Here is a 20,838-nt window from a genome sequence, read left to right on the forward strand (position 1 = left end):
GGATGAGATTCTCGGATACATCGAGGACGTTGTCGATGGAAAACGATTCATGGATGTGGCAAAGAAGGTGACAAAGAGGAAACCGGTCATCCTCATAAAATCGGGAGGGACCGAGGCGGGTGCAAGGGCGGCATCCTCTCATACCGGTGCCCTCTCAGGCTCTGATGCGGCGTTTGCCGCTGCATTCATGCAGACCGGGATTATCCGTGCTCAGGGCATTCAGGACCTCTTTGACAGCGCTCTCGCCTTTTCATCGGGAAAATTGCCGAAAGGAAAGAGGCTGCTCATTCTCACAAACGCCGGGGGCCCCGGAATACTCGCCGCAGATGTCGCGGAGAGGTTGGATATCGAACTGCCACAGCTGAGAGGGGAAACGATACATGCCATAGCCCCTCACCTCCCTCCAAGCGCGTCCCTTTACAACCCTGTTGATATCCTCGGGGATGCGACATCTGAAAGATACTCTGCGGTGCTGGACAAGGCCCTCAATGACGATACCATCGACGGCGTCCTCGTGATACTCACTCCTCAGGCGATGACAGACGTCGAGAAGACGGCTGATATCGTCATTGCGGCAGCGAAGAGGACCGAAAAACCGGTCATCGCTTCCTTCATCGGGGAGTTGCGGATACGGGCGTCCATAGAAAAGCTGAAGGCTAATGCGATACCGTGCTTTCCCTACCCTGAGGTCGCGGTAGCTGCGTTCAAGAAACTATCCGGTTACTCTGTCTGGAAGGAGACCCGTGAAGATCCGATAGAAGAAAGAAGATCGGAAACGGCCCCTGTAAGATCGATTATAGACGGCGCGCTCCGCTCGGGCAGATATGAGATAGGTGAAGATGCGGCCATGGAAATCCTCACCCATTATGGTTTCACCTTTCCCGAAAGGGGGCTCGCGCGAACCGCAAAAGAGGCTTCCGCATTAGCAGAGAGAATCGGGTTTCCTGTTGTCATGAAGATATCTTCCCCTGATATCCTTCATAAGACCGATGTGGGTGGTGTAAAGATGGACATCAACTCCGACGGGGCTGCTGAAGACGCATTCAGGGAGATAACATCGAATGTGAGGAGGCTCATGCCCGAAGCATTCATTAACGGCGTCATGATTTATGAGATGATAAAGGGCGGCAGAGAGGTCATACTCGGCATTTCCTATGACAGAAGCTTCGGACACATGATCATGTTCGGACTGGGGGGGATCTATGTTGAAGTCCTGAAAGACATCGCCTTCAGAATAGCTCCTGTATCACGGAGGGACGCATTGTCCATGCTGAATGAGATTAAGACAGGAGCACTCTTGAAGGGTGCTCGCGGGGAAAGGCCCGTAGACATAGAGTCGGTTGTCGAGGGGATACTCGGCATATCGTCCCTCGTGAATGATTTTCCCGAGATACGCGAACTCGACATAAACCCGCTTGCGGTTCTGAACAGGGGGGCCTTCGGACTCGATGCGAGAATAGCCTTCAAGAGATATGGCAATAATTAATTATAAACAGTTAGTTGTATCACAATTAGTAATGTTGTACTTTATGTTTTAAGGAGGACCCATGGTTCCGATATTCATCGCATCCAATAGCAGCTACACCGGTAAGACCTTCCTCTCTCTCGGCCTTGCCCTAAACCTCTCGAAACAAGGCTACAGCGTTGGGTACTTAAAACCCTTCGGCAGGCGACCGGTCAAGAGGGGGGCGAACCTCTACGATGAAGACGCGGTCTTCATAAAGGAGACGCTCTCCCTACCCGAACCCCTTGATGCCGTCTCGCCTTTCGTCTATAGTTACGAGACAGAAAATCACCTATTCGATGGAAATGTTGTGGATACACGAAAAAGGATCATGGATGCCCTAGGCATGCAAAAACAGAGGGACTTCGTCATCATAGGCGGCGCCGGTGACCTTCTTGAAGGCTCGACACTCAATCTTGACGCCCTGAGCCTTATAGGGGAAATGAAGGCATATGTCTTGATGGTCGAATCATGGAGAGGCGAGGCCTCAATAGATGCCCTCGTGGGGGGAAGTAGGCTCTTCGGAGAGAGATTCCTCGGCGGGGTCATCAACAGGGTAAAGTCGAACGTGATGCATCATGTACGGGATAAGATCAAGCCCTTCGTCGAGAAGAAGGGCATCGCAATTTTCGGAGTATTTCAAAAGGATAGCCTCCTCGAGTCAATATCCGTACGGCAGCTGAATGAGACTCTGAAGGGGAATGTGGTCTGCTGCGCCGAAAGGCTCGAAGAATTTGTGGAGAACTTTTCGATCGGCGCGATGGATGTCGACAGCGCTCTTACGCACTTCCGCAGAATAGCGAACAAGGCGGTCATCACCGGAGCTCACAGGGCTGATATACAGCTCGCCGCCATGGAGACCTCAACGAAATGTATTATCCTAACGGGGGGATTTCATGTCAACGATGTTATCATCGGAAAGGCTCAGGTGAAGGGTATCCCTCTCATCGCTGTACAGGATGACACCTTCACCACCATAGAGAAGATAGAATCCGTTTTAGGGAGGATCGGTATCCGTGAAGAAAAAAAGGTGGCAAGGGTCGGGGAGATCCTGGAAGACTTCGATTACGCGAGGCTCCTGAAGGCGCTGCCGGCTCGTCCCTAACGCTTTTGAGAGGAGAGTGCTTATGGAAGATCTTAAGACATCGGAAACATGGAGGGTCTTCAGAATTCAGTCGGAGCTCGTTGAGGGCTTTGAAACCCTTCATAATCTCGGTCCCGCGGTATCTATTTTCGGCAGCTCAAGGCTTTTGCCGGGCAGCAGATACTATGACGATGCCGTTGTCCTCGCGAAGTTGCTCGCCGATGACGGCTTCGCCATCATAACCGGAGGCGGCCCCGGCGTTATGGAAGGTGCGAACAAGGGAGCCAAGAAAGGCAGGGCCCATTCAGTGGGCCTCAACATAGAGATACCGTCGGAGCAGCATCCGAACCGATACCAGGACATCAGCCTCTCCTTCCGTTATTTCTTCATACGGAAACTCATGTTCGTCAAGTATGCGATAGCCTATATTATCTTCCCCGGCGGCTTCGGTACCATGGATGAACTGTTCGAGGCGCTCACCCTTGCTCAGTCGAAAAGGATAGAGTCCTTTCCGATAATCCTCTACGGTTCGAGATACTGGGCTGGTCTCATAGATTGGATGAAGAATACCCTCGTACCGAACGGCACCATCCGGAAAGAGGATTTCGCACTCTTTTCTTTGGTTGATAAGCCTGAAGAGGTTCGATTCCTCATCAACGAACATTACCGGGTCTTCGGCGGCGTCAAGCCCGAACCTAAGAAAAGACCAAAAAGCACAAAGAAAAGAGAATGACTTCTCGGAGATACCCGGTCTTCCGGTATCCCTCAGAATTCGAGCAGCCTTTTATTCACGTCAAGTGCCGCAACCGCCCCTTCACCGGCCGCAATGACGGCTTGGTCGGTTCCGGTGTTTAAGGGACCGACAATATATAACCCGCTCATAGAGGATTCATAGGTATGGCTCGTGATATACTTAAAACCGTCTCTGTCCTTTTTCAGGCCGAGTTCTGAAAGAAAGCGGTCGTTCAATTTATACCCGAAATGCGACATGATCACTTCGCAGGCGATTCTTTCTCCTCCTTCGAGTTCAAGCGCCTCGATCCTTTCGTCTCCCATGATTCTAGCGGGCCTTCCGATGATCAAAGGAATATGTTCATCTCTCAATACCTCCTTATATTCTTCAGGAGCCTTGTCAGTGTAAAGGACAAGGGTCGTATCCTTCGTGAAAAGCGTTTTCATGGCTATGGCAAGGTGGACAGACTTTATGGAATTTCCGATGATGACCAGTTTCCTTCCGGTCGTCTTGTAGCCGTCACAGTCGATGCAGGTGAAGAGACCGTCACCGAGAAATTTATACAGATTCCCGATAGAGGGAAGATTGTCATAAACGCCGGAGGAGACGATGACGAATCTCGCGTGGTATGTGCCGTCGGCCGTCGATACCTCGAAGTGATTATCTTTTCTAACGACCTTCGTGACAAGACCCTTTTCGGTTTGGACGTTAAAACTCCGCGCCTGTTCCAGGCCGAGTTCAATGATCTCCTTTCCCGAAATCGCCTTCCGGGTGAGAAAATTCTCTATGCTTCGCGCGTGTGATGTTCTCCCCCCTTCCCTGTCTATGAGAAGAACCTTCCTGTTAAACCTTCCGAGATAGATGGCAGCTTGAAGGCCCCCCGGACCGGCGCCGATTATGATGCAATCATAGAGTGTCTCTTCTCCCATGATAACAACAGCTCCTCACTCCTCGAGGAAAGTCTATCAGGAAAGAGAGGAAGGGGCAAGAACCACGCACGCTCCTCACTGGAGCGAAAAATAAGGTTCCTGAATCGACTCGCCGCGGCAGACGGGACACCTCCCCGGCTTTTTCAGGCGTTCCCTCTTCTTGAAGACAAATCCGCACTTCCGGCATTCCGCAGGGACGACGATCAGATGATGAGCCGCCTTGTGCGAGGTCTTCTGGATGTGTTCCAGATGTTCATAAACCTCTTTCTCGGGAATCTTCACTTCGGCGGATATTTCCCTCGCAGAGACGGTCCGGCCTTCGAGGAAACACATGATCTCCTTGCGAATGGTCTCATTCCTCGCGAGGGGGACACGGGGTTCGCCGGATTCCTCTCTGTGAATGCTCATTTTCTCTTCCTTGCCATGAGGGCCGCGGAAACAGATGCCAGCCTCCTGTTTTCGGCGCTTTTCCGATTATCGATTGTTTTTGAGTATAGCAAAAAAGAGAGGGACCATTACATTCGAGAGTAAAAAAACGGGGGCATTTCTGCCCCCGATCTAAACGAGATCCAAGTTACCCTATCTTCATAAGTCGTTACTGTAGTGCCGTAGCTATCGCCTGAATCTGAGAAGAGGTGAGACCCTTGAGACCGCTCATCGCACTGACGCTATTAATAGCTGCCTGAATCTGTGAGGCTGTTCTCCCCTTCTTCGAAGAGGTTGCCAGCGGGCCATGACAGCCTTGACAGTTCTGTGCGTAAAGCGTCGCTCCTGCCGTTGGTGTAGGCGTCGGCGTAGGCGTCGGTGTTGGTGAAGGTTTAGGCGTGGGCGTGGGCGTCGGTGTTGGTGTCGGTTTAGGTGTAGGAGTGGGTGTAGGAGTAGGAGTTGGAGTAGAGCCCAGTGCCGAAGCTATCGCCTGAATCTGAGAAGAGGTGAGACTCTTGAGACCGCTCATCGCACTCACGCTATTAATAGCTGCCTGAATCTGTGAGGCTGTTCTCCCCTTCTTCGAAGAGGTTGCCAGCGGGCCATGACAGCCCTGACAGTTCTGTGCGTAAAGCGTCGCTCCGTCAGTCGCAGTCGGCGTTGGTGTCGGTGTTGGTGTAGATGTCGGTGTGGGTGTGGGTGTAGGTGTTGCCGTAGAGCCAAGGGCAGTTGCTATCGCCTGTATCTGGACTGATGTGAGGCTGATGCCGCTCATGGCACCGACGCTATTCAGTGCTCCCTGGATCTGGGCTGCAGTTCTCCCCCTCTTCGCGGAGGTAGCTAACGGGCCATGGCAACCAGAACAAACTTGGGAATAGAGCGTGGCACCATCAGTTGAAGTTGGAGCAGTCGGCGGATCCTTCGGGTGGGCGTTTGGAGCCTGCTGAGCGAGCGCGTCGGCGATGGCCTGTTGCTGCGCGGAAGAAAGACCGCTCAGTCCGCCCATGGCAGGGATATTATTAATAGCTCCCTGGATCTGGGCTGCCGTAACACCTATCTTTGAGGAAGCCGTAATCGAACCGTGACACCCGGCACAATACTGAGTATAGAGTGCTCCGCCGTCAAGTCCTGCCACGCTGAATCCGGTCTTCCAGAGATAGTAATTCGCCAGGCTGCCCGTCGGTGCCGACATCAGATAGATACTATAGGTGCCGACAGGGAGTCCCGACACCGGCGTGCTGTCATAAAGAACCTCGTCTATCGGCCCGATGGTATCGCTCTTCCACGGCTCAACACCCGGCGGAAGGACCCCGGTTGCCAAGGCCTGCAAGACATCGTTGAAAGAGACTACCTGAATGCTGTGGTCTGCTCTCATGATATAGAGGTTCGTAGGATCCGTTGATACGCTATACGCCACAAAGATGTCCATAGGACCAAGGAACTCGCCCATGCTTACCTCTATCTTCATGGTCGTCCCCCCCGTAGCCACGGGCCCTATTCCGACAGGCATCGCCTGAGTCGGGTCTGCACTCACAAACGGAGCTGACACAGCAGGGAAGGAGAGGTTCATCCTGCCCGGCGGGTCTTGCATGGGAAGTTGAGAAGGCGAAGATAGTGACGCCGAACCCGGTTGGTTGAGTGCGTCGGCAATAGCCTGAATCTGCGCTGCAGTGAGGCCGGTGAGACCACTCATGCTAACGACCCCCCCATTAATGGCCGCCTGGATCTGGGCAGCAGTCCTTCCCCTTTTTGCCGAGGTCGCAAGAGGTCCGTGACATACCTCGCAGTTCTGAGCGTAAAGGGCTGAGCCATCAGGTGAAGTAAAACCTGTCGAATAGATATCGAAATTGGCGAGACTTCCCGCAGGGGTTCTCATAAGATAGATAGTGTATGTTCCGGGCGGTATCTGTGATATCGAGGTGCTGCCCAGAAGAACCGCATTTATCGCATTCATGGTGTTAGACATCCACGCTCCGACTCCTTGAGGAAGCGTCCCGTTTGCTATCGCCTGCAGGATCACGCTGAAGGGGACTACCTGCAAGCTGCCGTCGGGGTTCAGGATATGGAGGTTGCCCGGGTCAGTCGAGACGCTGAACGCTACGTAAATGTCTACAAAGCTCAACGATGCATTGAGTGCCGCCATCACTTCAACGGTAGAACCTCCATTGGCAATAGGACCGACGCCAAGAGGCCTAGATGCGGCACGATCATCAGATGGTAGGGGAGATACTATCCCGGCAAACGGAAACTGATTTTGGCCGGTCGGTGCCAGCATACCCGCATCTGGAGTTGGAGTAGGAGTTGGGGTCGCAGCGGGTGTAGGTGTTGGAGTTGGGGTAGGTGTAGGAGTCGGAGTTGGTGTAGGTGAGGGAGTCGGACACACAAGTGTACCGCCATGGCCGCCGGGGTAAAGGTTCTGATTGATCATCTGCAAGAATGTGTAGCCGGTGCATGGTGACGCCGAATTCGCTATGGTATCCATCGCTCCGCTTGGATCTGAGGAATGTGTCGAAACATTCCCAAAGGCAGTTCCGTAAGAATTCCTGGCTCCGCCCCCGGTTACTGCGAGGTGACAGACCCCGCAATCCCAACTCTTGCTATATTTGGTGTTAAAGGCGGTCAGATAAGTCCCAAGAGCGTTCGCCCTTGGGACACCCCCTATAATTCCTACAACAAACGCTGCAACTATCACTGAAATGCTGAGAAACTTCTTCTTCATCATTTTCTTCATCATTTCCTCCTTTTTCTTTATATTTAAAGGACAAGTTTCCAAAGTTCTATTTCTCATAACTGTCAAGTCTCCTCTCTCACTCAAATCGAAGTACCTCTTATTTAATTATTCTGTTTCCCAATTATCTTAACCAAGAGACCGGCCAAAGTCCAATTAATATTCCTTAATAAATTTAGATAGTTAGGATATGCAAGTAGAATTAAAATTTACTAATTATTAGTCACTTGTAAATAGATTCGGCAGCTAGGAAACACCATTTACTGTTCACTTTTGAACCATTAAGGTACTTCCGAGGATGGATTGAAAGGCATCGTTGCATTGCCGTGCAACTCCATAACAGGGACGCAGAAGACAAAAAACCCGTATGAAGAAAAGACCTTAATGAGGATATTCTTATAAAAAAACTCTGAGAGCCGCGGAGGCGCTCAGGCCGGTTGAGGCGGAGGGAAGAAGGCATGGCTTCCATCTGCCATGCCACGAAGCAGTATCCTAAAATGCCTGAGGAATATCTCCTATCATCCTAATGAGGAGACAGGCGAGCGCTTAAAGCTCGTAGCACAGCACGCGTATAATTCCGATCGTCTCACCGGTGTCATCTGTCGTCGCGACGTCAGAAACCGAAATCACCCGTTTCACGGCCTTTTCGGATATGAACTTATTGACAGCCTCATCGAGATCTGCCAGTTCATGCATCGTCTTGAGGGGCCGGATCTCCATCCCGAAAGTCTTCACCTTCACCATATCTTCTCCTCCTCTTGGCAAGCCCTTTGAACCCTCACTCAGGTCTTGAAAAAACCGAACCTCTCCAATTCCCCGAATGCCCAGTCATCAGCAGCCCGTTCGTCATCCCCGATGTCCGGAAGACCCGCAGCATATTCGATGAGAAAAAGGTATGCAAGTTTCTTCCGGTCCGAATTGAGCCTATCTCCCCTGTCGTCAGCGATGCTCTTCAGTTGGTCTCTGACGCGCAACGCGTTTATCCTTTCTTCTATAACCGTCTCCGAAATCTCCTCCCGCACCAGCATCTTGCAACCATCAGCTCCCTGCGGCAGAAACTTGAAGGGCTTTTCCCGATCGGTCTCTGGGATATCGTGCTTTCTGCACCAGCCGGAAATGTCCGACACAAAGAGCAGGTCCTCCTCGGACAGACACATCTGCTCCAGGAGGTATCTGAAAAGCTCGAAATGATCGCGGCTGTTCATATTACTCACCAAAGGCTCAACTTAGACCAGACTGAAACGCATAGAGGATTTGCACCTCATAGATTATGACACAGAGATAAAAGACTATCGCAATCGCCAAGGCAATTTTCGAGACGACAAAATCCTGAGTGAGGCATAAAAAAAAGAGCGCAACTGAGGTGACCAGGAATTTCACAACAATGAAATGATTGTCGCCATAGCCCAAATAGAAGGCCATGACCGGATTCGCCTCAGCGACAATCTTCATTTCGATCAGGGTCAGGGTCAAGTAAGCGTCGATGAGTGAAAGAAGAGTCACGGTGAGAAGGGCTATCCATAGTTTGGTACTGTAGAGGTCAACAAAGAGATGCTTTTTTCTGTCCGTACCCCTCCTGACTGTCCTCCTTTGGCCGCCGCGGAATGTGTGTCTGCTTGCAAAGGGCGTCGGGCAATTCCTCCTGTCGGGAGCGGAACGTCTCTCTTTTATTTCAGAGGAATTGGTCATATCCGAATCCTTTGCATTCATTCTCTCTCATCTTTCTGGATCTGTCAACGAGTTCCTATGACTCTTGCGGATGATTCGTGAAAGAGATGAGGGGTCGGGAACCGTATCAACGCGATTCTCTTTCAACGCCGAGGGAGACCAATATCCTCATCATATCTCTTAACAACCTTCCGCAGGCTTCTTCTTTGCCTTCGGCTTCTCTTGCTCCGACACCCCGGCCTTATTTTTCAGGGATCTAATGTATGCCACCATATTAGCCATTTCCGGTGACTTCGGATCAAGTGCCTTGCCCCTCAATGCCACGGTGATGCAAATATTGATCGTATCTTCGAGGGTATTAGAAAAACCCGCCGGGGTCTTCCACTCTTTTTTGTCCGCAGCCTGCTCCAGGCCTTTACCATCCGGATGACAGGAACCGCATGTCTTTCCTGATGTAGCACCGCTCAACTTCGGGTCATTGAACATCGCCTTCCCTTTTTCAGCGTCTCCGGCAGCAAAGGCAAAGGAGAATATTAGTCCGATCGTGACGGGAGAGAACAGAGAAATCTTCACTGGTTTCATTCTTTCACCTCCGGTTCTGATGAATCATCGGGTTCGTCCAATTCCTCATTCCGAGGAGCAAAGGATGATAATTAATGGAAACTCCCTCATTTTAGCGAAAGCGTGTCTATTATACAACTAATCTGTTAAACTACTTCCCATGTTTCCGATTCTTCTCCCGGTTTTAGTTCTCGGCAACAGACCATGGAGGATTTATGGAATTATTGAGTAACTTCATTCAGATCTTTCTCCATCTCGATCAACATCTCGATCTCATCATCCGGAATTACGGCACGTGGACATACGCAATCCTCTTTCTCATCATCTTCTGCGAAACCGGTCTCGTTGTCACGCCGATTCTCCCAGGGGATTCCCTGCTCTTCGCAGCAGGCACATTTGCGGCTGTCGGCTCCCTAGAAGTTGCATCGCTTGTCGCTCTTCTCAGCGTCGCTGCTGTGGCAGGGAATACGGTCAACTATTGGATAGGACACTTCGTCGGCCCAAAGGTGTTTCACAAAGAGAAGGTTCGTTTACTCAACAAGGAGTATCTCGACCGTGCACGCCGTTTCTATGAGAAGCACGGCGGCAAGACGATCGTCGTCGCGAGATTTCTTCCGATCATCCGGACCTTTGCTCCCTTCGTTGCCGGTATAGGGTCTATGAACCACTGGAAGTTCTCGATCTATAATGTCACCGCCGGTATAGCCTGGGTCTGCGTCTTTGTGTTCGGAGGTTACTATTTCGGCAACCTCCCTGCCGTGAAACAGAACTTCACCTTTGTGATCCTCGCTATCATCATCATTTCTCTGCTGCCGGCGGTCATCGAATTTCTTCGCCACCGCCGTCAATCAGTATGAGAATCCCTTTCCCTCCTCTCTGAAAGCGTAGACCTCCTTCATCTCACAGTCCTGCTGAGACCATCTGTATGAGGAGCATCACGTTTAGAAAGGAGACGATGATCGCGGATATCCAGAGAAAGATCTTATGGGAGCGGGGGTTTGCGAACCTTCCCATGACGCGTGAAGAAGAGGTCAGGACGATGAGGGCCGCAATCGTAAGGGGAAGCTGGATGCTCAAGGCGATCTGGCTCCAGATGATACCCTGAAAGGGATCCTTGAGGAAAAAAATTACCGCCAGTCCACCGGAGAGGGTCAGGAGAACTCCTGCACGCGAATGATTGTCGGAAAGGTCAAAAGGTTCCCCGAAGATCCCGGCATAGATACTACCCCCTGCCATCGCCGCGGTAATTGAAGAGGAGAGTCCGGCAAAGACGAGGGCAAGGCCGAAGACGACGGCAGCTGCATTCCCAAGGAGAGGTCTCAGGGCGGCCTGTGCACCGGGAAGCTCCGTAACGTTGATTCCCGTGGCATGAAAGACCGAAGCGCTGACAAGAATCATGGCGCTATTTATCGCCCACCCCGCGAGCATCGCCAAAAGGGTATCCAGGAATTCGAATCTCAGCCTGTTCCTGACGACCTTCTCCCCCTCGATGTTCCATTGCCTGGACTGGATAATCTCGGAGTGCAGAAAAATGTTATGAGGCATGACCACGGCTCCGAGCACGCTCATCGCAAGCGGGAGAGAGCCGGATGGGAGAGAAGGGATGAACCAGCCCCTTAGCGCCTCGTTCCATCCGACCTTCACGAGACTCAGTTCGAAGACAAAAGAGATTCCGATGAGAGAGACAAAGCCGATAACCCATTTTTCGAGTCTCTTGTAACTCTTCGAAAAGAGCATCGCTCCGGCAAAAGAGGCGGAAAGGATAGAACCCGCGTAAAGCGGCAGTCCAAGGAGCATCTTCAGGCCAATTGCAGCCCCCAGGATCTCCGCCAGGGCAGTAGCGATAGATGCAAGGACCGCTGTGAGGAGAAAGAGCCTGCTCACCCATTGTCCGAAATATTTTGTGGCCGATTCTGAAAGGCAGAGTCCCGTGGCGATACCGAGGTGGGCAGCGTTATGCTGGAGTGCGATCAGCATGAGTGTGGAAAGTGTGACCACCCAGAGGAGGGAATATCCGAAATATGATCCCGCCGCCAGATTCGATGCCCAGTTCCCGGGATCGATAAAGCCCACGGTCACAACAAACCCTGGGCCCATATACCTGAGTATCGCGATCGCCCCCGATCCTGAACGCTGCTTCAAAAAGCCGCTCATGACATTATTGTAGACGTCTCTGCGTTTCTCCGCAATCGCACCTTGGCAGGTCGTTACCGGATGATAAGCTTCTCACCCTTTTTTTGAATGAACCGCTCGTTCTCCAACCGGGCGATAATCGCTCTCACTCTTTCAGGTTGCTCGCTGAGTCTCCGGATTATCGCAGTCTCAGAGATTTTAGACTCAGCAATAATCGTCTTCAGTATCCTGCCCCGGAGCTGCCTGTCGGACCCCTTGAAGGGAGACTGCCTCTCGTAATGAGCGCTCCTCCTGTTCGGATTCTCCGATATTGTCTTGAGCATGACGCCGTAATCCATGAGTGCATAGTACCATTGTCGCGGATTGGAGGCATCGAGCGTCTTTTCTATCAGAGGCATGATATCGGCATCCCTCACGTTGTCTTGATCCCCGAAAAAGAAATGGATATACAACCTCCTGATATTCGTTTCGATGAAGAGAGCGGGTTTTCCAAAGGCAAAGACAGAAATTGCCGCAGCGGTATATTTCCCTACACCGGGGAGCTTTCTCAAATCCTCTTCCGCGCGTGGCAGCCTTCCGTGAAATGAATTCACGACTATCCGCGCAATCTCCTTCAAGGCCATGGCCCGCCTGTTATAGCCGAGGCCCAGCCAGACTTTGAGGATTTCTCTTAATGGAGCTTCGTCCAGTGAGGAAAAGTCCGGAAATCTCCCGATAAAGACCTTATACTTCTCGATTACCCTCGCGACCTGAGTCTGCTGGAGCATGATTTCAGACACGAGAATCCTGTAGGGGTCTCGGGTCCTCCTCCAGGGAAGGTCTCGGGGATTGCTCATGAACCGCTCATGGACGATCTCCCTGAATAGGCCCACTGCACGAGGGGTGATACCCTTCCGGACGATTATGGCCTGAAAGCGGGAGAGGAGTTTATCGTGATTTCTCCTGTCGGAAGTCGGCATCAATCGTTGAGCGGCTTCCCGAGAAACACCCTGAGCCCTTCAGGAGTATCGATCGGCTCATAGCATTTGCCTTTCCGGCAAGGAACGACAACCCCCTTATCCTCCCCGTATCGGATATTGACGTGGGGGCGGCAGAAGGAAAGAGCGGCCTCCGCAAGTTCACTTTCGTGAGCTACCTCTGCCGATAGCGTAAGGGAATGAAGATAGGCGTCGAGCGAGCAGTAATAGTATCCCGCATGAATACCCAGCTCCCCCGCCTTCAGAGAAAAAGCGCGTAATGAGTCGAGTGCAAAGTGACGGTATTTCTCCTTTCCCGTCAATGATGAAAGCTTGTCCAGAAGGATCACGGCGACCGCATTTGACGAGGGATGCGGAATATCTTCTATCCCCTTAAGCCTCGTGCCGAGAACGATATCTTCAGTATCAAGAAAACCCCCTCTGCCTTTGTCACCGAATCTCCCGATGCATGATTCCATGAGTTCATCCGCCTGGCTGAGATACGCCCTTTCTCCGGTAACCTCGTACGCTTCGGTAAGCGCTTCAATAAAATAGATGTAGTCGTCGAGCTGTGCTTTCACGCCCTCCGAATGGAAGAGTTCTCTGTCGACAAGATACTTTCTTTTGATGATTTCGAGGCTCTTGAGCGCGAAGTCCTTTAACGCCCTCTTTTTCAAAACCCTGAATGCCTTGAGAAAAGCGGTAATGAACATGCCATTGAGAGATGTGTAGAGTGCCTTGTCGACGAATGGCTGCTCTCTTTTCCCCCTCTCCCTGAAGAGTTTCTCCTTGCCTTCTTTCAGCACTGCTAGGACCTGCCCCAGTTCCATTCCCGTCTTTTCTACGATTTGAGAAGGTTCCATCGAGACAAAGAGGACCTTCTTCGACGGATCGTGGTGCATCGACCCCTTCTTGTGAAGGAAATGCATCGAAAGCACCTTGTATTCCGTTTCGGTAAGGACTCTCCTGAAATCATCGTCTGTCCAGGTGAAATAACCGCCTTCATCGTCGGGTGTGACATCAGCGTCCTGACTCGCGTAGAACCCACCGTCAGGGTCGGAGAGCACCTCTCTCACAAATCTGACTATGCCCTCCGCAATGGCCTTGAAAAACTCTTCCCCGAAGGCGCAGTAGGCATCAATATAGTTCCTCAAGAGCCATGCGTTGTCATCGGCCATCTTTTCGAAGTGAGGGATGATCCAGGCCTCATCGGTCGAATACCGGTGGAACCCGCCGCCCAAATGATCGTAAACGCCCCCCTTCCCCATCGACTCAAGGGTCTTCTTGACCGCGTAGACCGCATAATCATCCTTGCCGTAAAAAGATCTTTTCACGAGAAACTCTGTCGCGCCCGGCATAGGAAACTTCGGGGCTGTCCCGAAACCGCCGTGTTCGGGATCAAAATGCGAGAGAATCGCTTTGCCCGCTTCGTGTAGCATCGACTCATGCACGTCCCCCAAGACCGTCGGCCGAGGCTTCAAGAGAGCGTGCAGCTTCTCGGCATAGGAAGAAACTTCATCCTTTTTTTCCCGGTAAAATTCGCTCAGCGCCTTTAGTATTCTCTTGAACCCGGGTCTTCCGAGGCTGTCATCGGGAGGGAAGTAGGTTCCGCCGAAAAATGGCTTTCTCTCCCAGGTGAGAAAAACGCTCAGCGGCCAGCCGCCTCCGGATCCCATAGCGGCGACGGCATGCTGATATCTCCTGTCGATGTCCGGTCTTTCGTCCCTGTCGAGTTTTATGCTGATGAAATTCTCGTTGAGGAGTTTTATGATCTCGTCATCCTCAAAACACTCCTTCGCCATCACATGGCACCAGTGACACCATATCGCACCCGAACTCAGAAATACCGGCTTATCTTCTCTCCGTGCCTTCTCGAATGCTTCATCCGACCAGGGATACCAGTCTATCCTTTGATGGGCGGCGTGCCTCAGGTAAGCGGCCTTTTCGTCCGCGAGCCTGTTCATGCTTCAGGGTTACCCGAATCGCTCCCGAGGAAGCACCGCCCTCTGCCGATCATTTCATCCCCTCAACTTCTTCATTGTCTCTCTCAGAAAAGCAGGCAGGTCGGAGGGCTCCCTCGATGTCACAAGATTCCCGTCAACCACAACCTCCTTATCCTCGTAAAGGGCTCCCGCTTCCTTCATCTCGGGAGCAACGGACCGGTAACAGGTCGCGTGCCTTCCCTTCAGCAACCCTGCCGATATCAGCGTCTGCGGCCCGTGGCATATGGCGGAAACGGGTTTGTTTTTCCGGAAAAAATCTTTCGCAATCCTGATCGCCTCGCCCTCTCTTCTTACGGCTTCCGGCGCCTTTCCGCCTGGAAGTACGAGGATGTCATAGTCGTCGGTATCGACCTCCCGAAAGGTTTTCGTCACATCCACATCATAACCGTGCTTGCCTTTTATCCTGCCTTTCTTCAGAGACGCAACATCCACATCGATCCCTTCCTCCTTCAGGCGGTAATAGGGAACGAGGAGTTCCGTGTCCTCAAAATTGTCGGCGCTCAACATTAATGCCTTCATGGGGTTCTTCTCCGTTCATTCGTTCCGTGATGGCTTCTCTTATTTCACCACCCCGGTCATGATATAGTCGTTACTCATCTCTGTCCCGTGGCAGCCTATGCAGGCATCGACCTTTCCCGATGCCAGGACCTTCCCATCAGGCGCATACTTTGCCCAGAACCAGTTTCCCGCCACGGGGTTATAGCCTTTCACCTTGTACATTACGGTAAGGGCAACAAATTTCTTGTCGGCACCGTAGTTCTCCTTGACGATGAGAGAGCCGTCGGCCATGCCCGAACGGTTCTTTACCGAAAAGTATGCAGCCGGATTCACGAAGGTTGTGAGGAATGCGCCGTGGGGTTCCGTTCCCTTATAGAGCCGCCCCTTCCCCGGCCAGAGTTCCCACGCCCGGTAGGGGTTATATTTCACGATGTACTCGTTAAGCTTCTCCGCGTCAGGTTCCGGCTCAGCGACCCGCGTCTCCGAGGGTATGATCTCATGGATCGCATATGCCGTCAGGCAGAATCCGCTGACGATCGCCAGCGCCAAGAGACCGCTCAAAATCTTTTTCATCTCCTCCTCCTTTCATCTCCGGAAGTTTACGAGCGAGGACTTCCGTCATCCGCTTGACCCTAATCACATTCTATCGCCGCGGGGGGAAAAGTCAATCGTCCGTTCTCTCGCTGCTCCCCCTGATGTTGGCCATCGATCTTTTTGGTGCTATCATGATACATGAAAGAAGATGAGATAAAGGCTGTTCTCTTTGACTTTGGAGGTGTCATTGCGGAGGAGGGTTTCGAGGGAGGGCTGAAGGCCATCGGAAAGGAAGAGGGGATTGACCCCGACAGATTCTTTTCGATCGCCAGTGAACTCATCCACGAGACAGGCTATGTTACCGGGTTGTGCGGCGAGGGGACATATTGGAATGCCGTCAGGGAGAGAACGGGCATTACGGGGAGCGACAGCGAACTCAGGGAAGAAGTCCTGAAAAGATTTGTGTTGCGGCCAAGAATGATTGCATATGCGAAAACATTAAGAGACCGGATTGAGAAAATCGAAGAGAGATCTCTCCGTGTTCAGAGATCTCTGCTCTGCTGTGGGACTTAGGTCCTCTTCATCGACGACAATAGGGGCAACGTTGAACGGGCTTCGCTCGAAGGACTGCATACGATACCTTTCAGGACCGTCGAGGACTTTGAAAGAGAGATTAATGCATATATTCAAATTTAAAGCAGGACCTGAGAGATCTCACACGGCCAGATTGTCATCTCTCGGGTGGAGGTGCTTCCCACTTCCCCCGTGGTCCCTCAGTCGGAATGCGGAAGGGAGCTTCCCTACTCGACAATACAGACGGCGATACCCGCCCCATGGTTGACGACCTTGGTTGTAACGCTGCCCATAAGTCTCCGTTCAGCCTGAGATCTGCCGCACCGCCCCATGACAAGAGTCTGATATCCCCCAGATTGCGCTTCCTCGAGAATGCTTCCCGCCACATCGGTCGAGTCGGACACTGACCTGATGGTTATCCGCTCCTGACCGATACCCTTTCCGGTCAGTATCTTGACTGCCTCCCGAAAGAGCGGATCGAGTTTCAAGGTCTGATTTGACAACCAGCGGTCGACGACCTTCTTCCTCTCCTCCCGTTCCCCTGCGGTCAGGATGTGGCCGTCGTCCCAAAAACCGGCAGGCACGTACGGCAGGACGTGAAAGAGGGTTATCTCGAGATCTCCCATGCCCGAAAACTGCTGGCCCACATACCCCACGGCTCTCAATGCACACGGCGAGTCGTCGATGGCAATCAAGATATTTTTCATTCCTCCCGACCTCCTTCAGTCCGTTTCTCGTCTCCCTTCTCCTCGAAGACATGTCCTTTTTTCATCGCAGCCCGATCCTATGGAGAGCGATGCCGAGATACTTATTGATGATATTCTCCCTCTTCAGGAAGGGAATGACCGGCGGTTTCCTCGTCCCGAGTCGATCCAATTCTTCGATGATCTGCGGATTTTTTTCGTGCTGCAACCCTTCACGGAAGGTCCTTATCGCGTCAGACTTCTTCTTGGCGATGACGTATATCCTGCCGAGATTGAGACGGTGAACAGAGCTTCTCGGCTCCTTCGCTATCGCCTTTTCGCACAGGGTTACCGCGAGCTGATATTGACCACGCTCCTTCGCTATGCAGAAAGCAAGGTGGGAAGAATAGAGAGGGCGGTCCTCCACATGAACCGCCCTCTCAAAATATGCGAGTGCGGCAAGGGTGTCATTCCGGGCGAGGGCTTGCAAACCCTTTTCAAAAAGCTTTTCTCCATCCGCATTCTCCATGGATTAACAAGAGTATCTGTTCCGCAGGTCATCTGTCAAGAGAACGTCCAGATAAGGAAAGAGGGGATGCAAGGCACTTTGATGAGACGAAAAAAAACCGTCAACAGCACGGCGAGAACCATCGTTTGCTTTTTCACAAAGAGACATTCATGGGGGGACAATCCGGGAAATGTTTGGAGATCAGGACAGTCGTCCTGAAACTCCAAACCGTGTTAATTGTTACTCGAGGATCTCAAGCACGCAGCGCTTGCCTATTTTTGTACCGGCGGCCCCTAGGATAGTTCGCATCGAACGGGCAGTCTTCCCCTGTTTGCCGATAACCTTTCCGAGGTCACTCGTCGCCACCCTGAGTTCAAAAACCGTCGTCTTTTCACCGTCAACTTCTTTGACGCTGACCTCCTCGGGTCTGTCAACAAGGGCCTTAGCCATTGCTTCGACTAATTCTTTCATCTTCATCCACCTCCATACGAGTTTTGAACCGCCTAAAGACCGGCCCTCTGTAAAAGCTTCTTCGCGATATCAGTAGGTTGCGCTCCTTGTTCCAACCAGTATTTCGCCCTCTCGAGATCGATCTTCGTCTCTGTAGAACCCTTCTGGGGATTATAGGTTCCGAGAATCTCTATAAACGGTCCGTCCCTCCGCGCTCTGGAATCCGCCACGATCAGCCGGTAGAACGGTTTCTTGTGGGCTCCTAACCTCGTCAATCTGATCTTAACCAACGAATCACCTCCTCTTTTAGCTTAGTGAATTTTAATACATTTCTCAGCGAAAGTAAAGAACTAGCGGGGAAAGATATTCGGCATCCGCAGACCCTTTTTCCCTTTAAACATCTTCAGCATCTTCTTCATCTCGACATACTGTTTCACGACTCGGTTCACATCGGTAACCGTTGTTCCGCTTCCGAGCGCTATCCTTTGTCTCCTTCTTCCGTTGATGAGGGAATGGTTCCGCCTCTCATCTCCAGTCATGGAATTTATGATCGCTTCCACCTTCGTAAACTCCCTCTCATCCACCGAGACGTTTTTCATTCTGCCGAACCCCGGAATCATACCGAGGATATTTTCCAGGGGTCCCATACTCCGAAGTCTTTTCAACTGCTCCTTCAGGTCCTCAAAGGTGAAGGACTCACCGAAAATCTTCTCCTGAAGCTTCTCCGCCTCTTTCCGGTCATAGGCCTTCTCCGCCTGCTCGATGAGGCTCAGAACGTCTCCCATCCCGAGGATCCTCGATGCTATCCTGTCGGGATGAAACACCTCGAACATATCGATCTTCTCGCCGACACCGACAAATTTGATCGGCTTTCCGGTGACGAACCTGATGGAGAGGGCGGCACCGCCCCGTGCATCGCCGTCCATCTTCGTGAGGATTATTCCGTCGATGCCGATGCGGTCGTTAAAGCTCTTTGCGATGTTCACTGCGTCCTGACCCGTCATGGCGTCCGCAACGAAGAGTATCTCCCCCGGGACGACCCGGGACTTTATCTCGCTCAATTCCTGCATGAGGCTCTCGTCTATATGGAGCCTTCCGGCGGTGTCGAGTATCATCACATCTTGCGCATCGAGTTTCGCCTTCCTGACAGCAGCCTCGCAGAGCGTTACCGGGTCCTTTGTCTGCCGGGAAGAAAAGACAGGAACGTCTATCTGCCTTCCGATCGTCTCGAGCTGCTCGATTGCCGCAGGGCGCTGGAGATCGGCGGCAACGAGCATCGGTCTCCTGCCCTCTTTCTTAAAGAGTCTCGCCAGCTTCCCTGAGGTCGTCGTCTTTCCGGAACCATGAAGGCCTACCATCATGACGATGGTGGGGGGATTCGGGGCGAGATGTATCTTGCTGCTCGTCCCCCCGAGGAGTTCGCAGAGTTCGGCATGGACTATCTTGATGACCTGCTGTCCCGGGGTGAGACTCTCAAGGACCTCCTTCCCCATCGCCTTTGCCTTTATCTTCTCGATGAAGTCCTTGACGACCTTGAAATTCACATCCGCCTCAAGGAGAGCGAGGCGCACTTCCTTCAAGGCAGCATCGATATCCTCTTCCTTGAGAATACCCCTTCCCCTTAACTTCTTGAATATCGATTCGAGTTTTTCGCTCAGTGCCTCAAGCATTATCGCAACGCCTCGATCTCCTGTGAAAGGGTTTCGGCAAGGCCGGGGATGAAGCCCGTATGTTTCCCCGCAACCCCGCCGTTTTTATCGACGATGAAAAGCGCGGGGATGCCGGCCACATTATAGAGAGAAGAGGCATCCCCATCGTCAATGAGTACCGGATAGGCGATGGCATGCTCTTTCGCAAAGGAACTTACCGTTGAAGGGACATCTCCTCCCCTGTCCATCGAAACGCCCAGTATCACAACTCCTTTGTCCTTGTATCTCGCATAAACCGCATTTAACTCCGGTATCATTTCCTTGCAGGGGGGACACCAGGTGGCCCAGAATTCGACGAGGACAACCTTGCCTCTGAGGCCCGACAGGGTTATCTTGTTCTTCTGAAGGTCGGAGAGAGTAAAATCAGGCGCCCTGTCTTTATCAGCAACAGGCGGGCTGACACTCTTCTTGCACGAAACGGCAGAGAGGGCAACGAACAGGCAGACCACCAAGCAGAGTTTCTTCATATGATAATGTGCGGGTATCCGCACTCGCCTCCGCATGCCGTCAGGAGGCAAGGAGGGAATCTATCTTCGCCTTCAGCTGCGGTTTCGGGACCGCTCCGACAAGCTGGTCCACTTTCTGGCCGTCCTTGAAAAAGAGAATGGTCGGTATACCCATGATCTTGTACCTGCTGGCGATATCCGGGTTCTCGTCGGTGTTCAGTTTCGCCACCTTCATTTTCCCCGCGTACTCTTTCGCGAGTTCTTCCACCGTCGGTGCAATCATCCTGCACGGGCCGCACCAGACCGCCCAGAAATCGACAATTACGAGGCCCTTGGTCTCGATAATCTCTTTATCCCATGTCGAGCCAGTCACATCAACAATGCCTTCGGCCATAAGATCCTCCTTGAGAATGGAATTTTTAATTATATTGATTGACCTCCCTCTTTGTCAACGCAAACGCCCCGCGCGTAAAGAAAGATATTGAAATAGAAAAAGAACTTCAGGTAATATATTCACTGATTTTTTTGCGGAGGTGCGAGATTAAGATACGCCATGCAGACGGCAGAGAAGACACCCTCGCTCTCTCGGAGGTCGAGACGAGAATGAGGAGGATGAACGCCATAGCCATCAAGGTCAATGGCGATCTCAAGGATCTCTCGTCCCTCGGTCAACTCGGGGAAGAAGCGAGCATCGAAGCCGTCGCCGTCGACT

At 52.1% G+C, this 20,838-nt stretch carries 24 protein-coding genes; 5 read left to right on the forward strand and 19 right to left on the reverse strand.

The window, feature by feature from the left end; translation table 11 throughout:
• From VEI96_09980 to VEI96_09990, 3 genes are all read left to right on the forward strand, one after another.
• The coding region (locus VEI96_09980) for an acetate--CoA ligase family protein (protein HXX58315.1) at positions 1-1,486 on the forward strand (1,486 nt) is incomplete at its 5' end.
• A 61-nt stretch (positions 1,487-1,547) separates the two neighbouring features.
• Positions 1,548-2,609: a DRTGG domain-containing protein gene (locus tag VEI96_09985; GenBank protein HXX58316.1), complete on the forward strand. Its 1,062-nt coding sequence runs from the start codon at positions 1,548-1,550 to the stop codon at positions 2,607-2,609.
• A 22-nt stretch (positions 2,610-2,631) separates the two neighbouring features.
• Entirely contained in the window at positions 2,632-3,321 is a 690-nt protein-coding gene (locus VEI96_09990) for a TIGR00730 family Rossman fold protein (protein ID HXX58317.1), read from the forward strand.
• Between the two features lie 32 nt (positions 3,322-3,353).
• Here the strand turns inward: VEI96_09990 and VEI96_09995 are convergent, their stop codons facing one another.
• From VEI96_09995 to VEI96_10025, 7 genes are all read right to left on the reverse strand, one after another.
• Complete coding sequence (locus VEI96_09995; protein HXX58318.1) at positions 3,354-4,250, reverse strand: NAD(P)/FAD-dependent oxidoreductase; 897 nt, start codon at positions 4,248-4,250, stop codon at positions 3,354-3,356.
• 75 nt (positions 4,251-4,325) lie between these two features.
• Positions 4,326-4,658, reverse strand: coding sequence for a hypothetical protein (locus VEI96_10000; GenBank protein ID HXX58319.1), 333 nt, complete (start codon positions 4,656-4,658; stop codon positions 4,326-4,328).
• A gap of 187 nt (positions 4,659-4,845) precedes the next feature.
• Complete coding sequence (locus VEI96_10005) at positions 4,846-7,410, reverse strand: c-type cytochrome (GenBank protein ID HXX58320.1); 2,565 nt, start codon at positions 7,408-7,410, stop codon at positions 4,846-4,848.
• Positions 7,411-7,950: 540 nt separating this feature from the next.
• Complete coding sequence (locus VEI96_10010) at positions 7,951-8,148, reverse strand: hypothetical protein (protein HXX58321.1); 198 nt, start codon at positions 8,146-8,148, stop codon at positions 7,951-7,953.
• Between the two features lie 38 nt (positions 8,149-8,186).
• Positions 8,187-8,609, reverse strand: coding sequence for a hypothetical protein (locus VEI96_10015; protein HXX58322.1), 423 nt, complete (start codon positions 8,607-8,609; stop codon positions 8,187-8,189).
• 16 nt (positions 8,610-8,625) lie between these two features.
• A complete protein-coding gene (locus VEI96_10020; GenBank protein ID HXX58323.1) occupies positions 8,626-9,114 on the reverse strand; it encodes a DUF5658 family protein in 489 nt (162 codons plus the stop codon).
• A gap of 138 nt (positions 9,115-9,252) precedes the next feature.
• Positions 9,253-9,654 (reverse strand): hypothetical protein, encoded by a 402-nt coding sequence (locus VEI96_10025; protein ID HXX58324.1) that lies wholly within the window; start codon positions 9,652-9,654, stop codon positions 9,253-9,255.
• Positions 9,655-9,848: 194 nt separating this feature from the next.
• Between VEI96_10025 and VEI96_10030 the strand changes: the two genes are divergently transcribed.
• Entirely contained in the window at positions 9,849-10,490 is a 642-nt protein-coding gene (locus VEI96_10030) for a DedA family protein (GenBank protein HXX58325.1), read from the forward strand.
• Positions 10,491-10,533: 43 nt separating this feature from the next.
• On the opposite strand, the gene VEI96_10035 is transcribed toward VEI96_10030, so the two are convergent.
• The 5 genes from VEI96_10035 to VEI96_10055 are packed head-to-tail and all read right to left on the reverse strand — an operon-like array spanning position 10,534 to position 15,796.
• On the reverse strand, positions 10,534-11,787 hold the full coding sequence (locus tag VEI96_10035) for an Nramp family divalent metal transporter (protein ID HXX58326.1): 1,254 nt from the start codon (positions 11,785-11,787) through the stop codon (positions 10,534-10,536).
• Between the two features lie 53 nt (positions 11,788-11,840).
• Positions 11,841-12,725 (reverse strand): hypothetical protein, encoded by an 885-nt coding sequence (locus VEI96_10040; GenBank protein ID HXX58327.1) that lies wholly within the window; start codon positions 12,723-12,725, stop codon positions 11,841-11,843.
• Positions 12,725-14,686 carry a thioredoxin domain-containing protein gene (locus tag VEI96_10045; GenBank protein ID HXX58328.1) on the reverse strand — a complete coding sequence of 654 codons (1,962 nt, stop codon included), beginning with the start codon at positions 14,684-14,686 and terminating at the stop codon, positions 12,725-12,727. The genes VEI96_10040 and VEI96_10045 overlap by 1 nt, the downstream gene beginning before the upstream one ends.
• Positions 14,687-14,740: 54 nt before the next feature.
• Positions 14,741-15,244, reverse strand: a complete 504-nt coding sequence (locus tag VEI96_10050; GenBank protein HXX58329.1) for a type 1 glutamine amidotransferase domain-containing protein — start codon at positions 15,242-15,244, stop codon at positions 14,741-14,743.
• Positions 15,245-15,283: 39 nt separating this feature from the next.
• The gene (locus VEI96_10055; protein HXX58330.1) at positions 15,284-15,796 is read right to left on the reverse strand and encodes a cytochrome P460 family protein; all 513 of its coding nucleotides are present in this window, start codon (positions 15,794-15,796) and stop codon (positions 15,284-15,286) included.
• A 159-nt stretch (positions 15,797-15,955) separates the two neighbouring features.
• Between VEI96_10055 and VEI96_10060 the strand changes: the two genes are divergently transcribed.
• Complete coding sequence (locus tag VEI96_10060; protein ID HXX58331.1) at positions 15,956-16,330, forward strand: hypothetical protein; 375 nt, start codon at positions 15,956-15,958, stop codon at positions 16,328-16,330.
• 227 nt (positions 16,331-16,557) lie between these two features.
• On the opposite strand, the gene VEI96_10065 is transcribed toward VEI96_10060, so the two are convergent.
• The 7 genes from VEI96_10065 to trxA form a co-directional block, all read right to left on the reverse strand.
• A complete protein-coding gene (locus tag VEI96_10065; protein ID HXX58332.1) occupies positions 16,558-17,037 on the reverse strand; it encodes a universal stress protein in 480 nt (159 codons plus the stop codon).
• Positions 17,038-17,098: 61 nt separating this feature from the next.
• Entirely contained in the window at positions 17,099-17,542 is a 444-nt protein-coding gene (locus tag VEI96_10070; protein HXX58333.1) for a hypothetical protein, read from the reverse strand.
• Between the two features lie 219 nt (positions 17,543-17,761).
• Positions 17,762-17,992, reverse strand: a complete 231-nt coding sequence (locus tag VEI96_10075) for a KH domain-containing protein (protein HXX58334.1) — start codon at positions 17,990-17,992, stop codon at positions 17,762-17,764.
• A gap of 32 nt (positions 17,993-18,024) precedes the next feature.
• A complete protein-coding gene (gene rpsP / locus VEI96_10080; GenBank protein HXX58335.1) occupies positions 18,025-18,261 on the reverse strand; it encodes a 30S ribosomal protein S16 in 237 nt (78 codons plus the stop codon).
• Positions 18,262-18,321: 60 nt separating this feature from the next.
• Positions 18,322-19,641 (reverse strand): signal recognition particle protein, encoded by a 1,320-nt coding sequence (gene ffh / locus VEI96_10085; protein ID HXX58336.1) that lies wholly within the window; start codon positions 19,639-19,641, stop codon positions 18,322-18,324.
• Positions 19,641-20,147 (reverse strand): TlpA disulfide reductase family protein, encoded by a 507-nt coding sequence (locus VEI96_10090; GenBank protein ID HXX58337.1) that lies wholly within the window; start codon positions 20,145-20,147, stop codon positions 19,641-19,643. Before VEI96_10090 ends, ffh begins: the two co-directional genes overlap by 1 nt.
• 40 nt (positions 20,148-20,187) lie before the next feature.
• On the reverse strand, positions 20,188-20,520 hold the full coding sequence (gene trxA, locus VEI96_10095) for a thioredoxin (protein ID HXX58338.1): 333 nt from the start codon (positions 20,518-20,520) through the stop codon (positions 20,188-20,190).
• Between the last annotated feature and the right edge of the window lie 318 nt (positions 20,521-20,838).

The organism is Thermodesulfovibrionales bacterium, assembly GCA_035622735.1.
Classification (GTDB): Bacteria; Nitrospirota; Thermodesulfovibrionia; order Thermodesulfovibrionales; family UBA9159; genus DASPUT01.

What these genes read in the sequence shown, in the direction of transcription:
- VEI96_09985 (HXX58316.1), top strand. Translation starts at nt 1,548, where the DNA reads ATGGTTCCGATATTCATCGCATCCAATAGCAGCTACACCGGTAAGACC.
- VEI96_09990 (HXX58317.1), top strand. Translation starts at nt 2,632, where the DNA reads ATGGAAGATCTTAAGACATCGGAAACATGGAGGGTCTTCAGAATTCAG.
- VEI96_09995 (HXX58318.1), bottom strand. Translation starts at nt 4,250, where the DNA reads ATGGGAGAAGAGACACTCTATGATTGCATCATAATCGGCGCCGGTCCG.
- VEI96_10000 (HXX58319.1), bottom strand. Translation starts at nt 4,658, where the DNA reads ATGAGCATTCACAGAGAGGAATCCGGCGAACCCCGTGTCCCCCTCGCG.
- VEI96_10005 (HXX58320.1), bottom strand. Translation starts at nt 7,410, where the DNA reads ATGATGAAGAAAATGATGAAGAAGAAGTTTCTCAGCATTTCAGTGATA.
- VEI96_10010 (HXX58321.1), bottom strand. Translation starts at nt 8,148, where the DNA reads ATGGTGAAGGTGAAGACTTTCGGGATGGAGATCCGGCCCCTCAAGACG.
- VEI96_10015 (HXX58322.1), bottom strand. Translation starts at nt 8,609, where the DNA reads ATGAACAGCCGCGATCATTTCGAGCTTTTCAGATACCTCCTGGAGCAG.
- VEI96_10020 (HXX58323.1), bottom strand. Translation starts at nt 9,114, where the DNA reads ATGAATGCAAAGGATTCGGATATGACCAATTCCTCTGAAATAAAAGAG.
- VEI96_10025 (HXX58324.1), bottom strand. Translation starts at nt 9,654, where the DNA reads ATGAAACCAGTGAAGATTTCTCTGTTCTCTCCCGTCACGATCGGACTA.
- VEI96_10030 (HXX58325.1), top strand. Translation starts at nt 9,849, where the DNA reads ATGGAATTATTGAGTAACTTCATTCAGATCTTTCTCCATCTCGATCAA.
- VEI96_10035 (HXX58326.1), bottom strand. Translation starts at nt 11,787, where the DNA reads ATGAGCGGCTTTTTGAAGCAGCGTTCAGGATCGGGGGCGATCGCGATA.
- VEI96_10040 (HXX58327.1), bottom strand. Translation starts at nt 12,725, where the DNA reads ATGCCGACTTCCGACAGGAGAAATCACGATAAACTCCTCTCCCGCTTT.
- VEI96_10045 (HXX58328.1), bottom strand. Translation starts at nt 14,686, where the DNA reads ATGAACAGGCTCGCGGACGAAAAGGCCGCTTACCTGAGGCACGCCGCC.
- VEI96_10050 (HXX58329.1), bottom strand. Translation starts at nt 15,244, where the DNA reads ATGAAGGCATTAATGTTGAGCGCCGACAATTTTGAGGACACGGAACTC.
- VEI96_10055 (HXX58330.1), bottom strand. Translation starts at nt 15,796, where the DNA reads ATGAAAAAGATTTTGAGCGGTCTCTTGGCGCTGGCGATCGTCAGCGGA.
- VEI96_10060 (HXX58331.1), top strand. Translation starts at nt 15,956, where the DNA reads ATGAAAGAAGATGAGATAAAGGCTGTTCTCTTTGACTTTGGAGGTGTC.
- VEI96_10065 (HXX58332.1), bottom strand. Translation starts at nt 17,037, where the DNA reads ATGAAAAATATCTTGATTGCCATCGACGACTCGCCGTGTGCATTGAGA.
- VEI96_10070 (HXX58333.1), bottom strand. Translation starts at nt 17,542, where the DNA reads ATGGAGAATGCGGATGGAGAAAAGCTTTTTGAAAAGGGTTTGCAAGCC.
- VEI96_10075 (HXX58334.1), bottom strand. Translation starts at nt 17,992, where the DNA reads ATGAAAGAATTAGTCGAAGCAATGGCTAAGGCCCTTGTTGACAGACCC.
- ffh (HXX58336.1), bottom strand. Translation starts at nt 19,641, where the DNA reads ATGCTTGAGGCACTGAGCGAAAAACTCGAATCGATATTCAAGAAGTTA.
- VEI96_10090 (HXX58337.1), bottom strand. Translation starts at nt 20,147, where the DNA reads ATGAAGAAACTCTGCTTGGTGGTCTGCCTGTTCGTTGCCCTCTCTGCC.
- trxA (HXX58338.1), bottom strand. Translation starts at nt 20,520, where the DNA reads ATGGCCGAAGGCATTGTTGATGTGACTGGCTCGACATGGGATAAAGAG.